A 2,920-nucleotide genomic window follows, 5' to 3' on the forward strand; every position below is an offset into this window, starting at 1 on the left:
CTACCAAGTCGATGATGTTATCGGAATCCTTTCGATACCGGCACTCGAGGAAACCTATCCCATCATCGAAGGCACGGACGAGGAGATGCTCATGAAAGGCGTCGGTCATTACGCGACGACTGCGCTGCCGGGCGGGAACGAACAGATCCTGCTGTCCGGGCACAAGGGGACCGTATTCCAACGGCTCGGTGAACTGCAGCCCGGTGACCGCTTTATCGTTGATATGGGTTACGGCAGCTACGAATATGAGATGCGCGAATCAGAAATCGTCGCCGCGGATGACACAACCGTCATCACCCCGCGCGGCGAAGAGCTGCTGACGCTTTCGACCTGTTATCCCTTCAGCTACATCGGGTCGGCACCGGAGCGCTATATCATCTACGCCTACCCAGTGGCAGCGAGCGCTGCCGCTCAGGAGTAAAGGGGTTGCCACCAGCTGAGGCAGCCCACGCTGTCCAGCCACGCAATGAAACAAACGGACAGATAGCACCTGCTTCAAATTTTTATGTTTATCCAGATAGTATCATAGGATTATTTGAGCCAAAAGGAGAAGAGAGAATGAATGTGAACAGGAAATACGGGGCCCGAAAGATGGGTGCCTTTGCCTTGGTCTTTGTGCTTTTGCTGAATACGTTGACCGGTGCCCTCGCACCGATTTATGCAGCAGCAAGTGAGAATACAAAAAGCATCCTGACTGATGTGCATGTCACCGACGCAACAGGCAATGCCCTCGGCGAAATCCAGAATGAGGCGGCCAGCATCACCAGCGCCGATGACGTCCTGATCGCATATGACTGGTCGTTGACCGGTGTGGATGCACAGGCGGACGACAGCTTCAGCTATCTGCTGCCGATGCAGCTGCAAGTGAAGGAAACGCAGCAAGGCAGCCTCCTGTCGGATGATGGGGTCGAAATAGCGACCTATCAGGTGGATTTGGACGGAACAGTGGCCATCCGCTTCAACGCAGCGGCCGCGGATCATCCGGAAGCTGCCGGCAGTCTGACGATCCGGGCGGGCTTTGATGCGGACGTCATCGCAGCGGCTACAGAGGCCACACTGCTGTTCCAGCTTGCCGGAACAGAAAAGACGGTTCTGCTGCAATTTGCCCAAAATACCCCAGCAGCAGAACCGGAAGCGACTGAAGCACAGCCTGAAGCAGAAGCGGAACAACCAGCAGCAGCAACACCAGCGTTGATGGCAAGAAGCCTTGCGTATTCAGCACAGGTGATCACGGAAAACCTGATCACGGATGTCGAGTTGCTGGAACGACTGGCTGACGGGACCGAAGTAGTCCTGGTCCCGGGTGAAGAGATCACGGTTGCCAATCCGTTTGATGTCTTCCAAGTTGCGATCAACTATTCGTTCGCTTTGCCGAACGGGCACAGCTACGGAGACGGCTCGACCTATTCAATCGTCATCCCGGAAGTGTTCAAGGTGCTGCCGAATCCGGAAGCGACCCCATTGAAGTCGCAGGATGGCACAGTCTTCGGGACCTTCGTCGTCACGAGCGACCGGGAAATCGTGATCACGTTCAACGAGAACATCGAGGATCGGTCCGACATCAGCGGCTACATCAAGCTGTTCTCCGAATTTGATGCGCACTACAAGGGCCAGGCGGATACGGAAATCAACTTCCCGGTTTCCGGCGGCGCGACGCTCACCTATCCGATCAAGTTCATCCCGAACGCGAACGCGATCGCCAAGGTTGGGGTGCCGGACAAGGCCTACAATACGAAGTCCATTACGTGGACCGTCGATCTCAACAAAAACCTGAGCGTGATCAAAGATGCCGTCGTGACCGACGCAGCGGCAGTCGGAGAGCATACTTTCAAGGCAGGCTCGCTGAAAGTCTACAAGCTTTCCATGAACGCGGACGGCACGATCGACGAAACGAAGACTGTCGAAGTGACCGACCACGGTTTCGGCGGGGCTTTCCCGCTCCAACTCGGCACGATCGATTCGGCCTATCGCTTGGTCTATGAGACTGTAATCCAGGATGATGCCGGAACCAGCTACCGCAACAATGTCAGCCTGAGCGGCTCGAATCAGGGACCGGTATCTGCGCAAGCGACCGTCGCGGTCAAACGCGGAATACCGCTCGACAAAACGGCAAAAGCTTACGACAGCCGGACCCAGACGATCAGCTGGGAAGTGAAGTACAATTACAACGAAAAAGCGATTCCGCAGGACAAAGCCCTTTTGACGGACACCTTCGGATCGAATCAAAAACTTGTTTACACAAGCACGCCTAAGGATGGTTTTACGGTTTACCGCGTGACGATCGATCCGAATACGGGCGCGGAAACGGGCCAAGAAGCGGTGGACAATTACACAATAACCAAAACCGCTACCGGCTTCAGCCTGCAATTCAACGATGCTTTGACGAGTGCCTACAAGATCGTCTACAAGACGACCGCCGAGAACCGCGTAGAAGCGGGACTTTCCGTCAAGAACAGCATCATCGATGGATTCGGCAACAAGGACGAAGCAACCCAAGGCATCGGCCAACAAGTCCTGCTGAAAGCGAACAATTCCGGCAAGACCAACTACAACAACAAAACGACCGCCTGGACGATCACTCTGAACGGCGACGAGTACACGATGACTGGCGTGAACGTAACCGATACGCTTCCGGCCGGCTTCACCCCGAGGGATCTTGCAATCACCCATAACGGGCAAGCCTGGACGGCAGGGGACCAATACACTTGGGCCTTCGATACGAATACCCGCCAACTGACGATTGCCTTCACCGCAACCGTCAGCAAGAAAGTCGTCATCAGCTACACAACCGACATCAACCACGACCAAACCAAACCGGAAACGAACGGATCCTACAAAAACAGCGTCCACATGACTTGGGCCAATGACGGTTCGAGCGGTTCCGGCGAGTCGAACGGCTCGGCCACCTTCAATCCGGACA

The 2,920-nt window shown here is 55.3% G+C and carries 2 protein-coding genes; both read left to right on the top strand.

All coding sequences use genetic code 11. The features are described from left to right. The coding region (locus WBV27_RS07695) for a class D sortase (RefSeq protein ID WP_424200884.1) at nt 1–421 on the top strand (421 nt) is incomplete at its 5' end. A 137-nt stretch (nt 422–558) separates the two neighbouring features. Continuing rightward, nucleotides 559–2,920, top strand: a 2,362-nt coding sequence (locus tag WBV27_RS07700) for a collagen binding domain-containing protein (RefSeq protein WP_424200886.1), incomplete at its 3' end; no start/stop codon positions are given.

The sequence above is a fragment of the Trichococcus sp. genome (assembly GCF_049589555.1).
In the GTDB taxonomy this organism is placed as follows: domain Bacteria; phylum Bacillota; class Bacilli; order Lactobacillales; family Aerococcaceae; genus Trichococcus.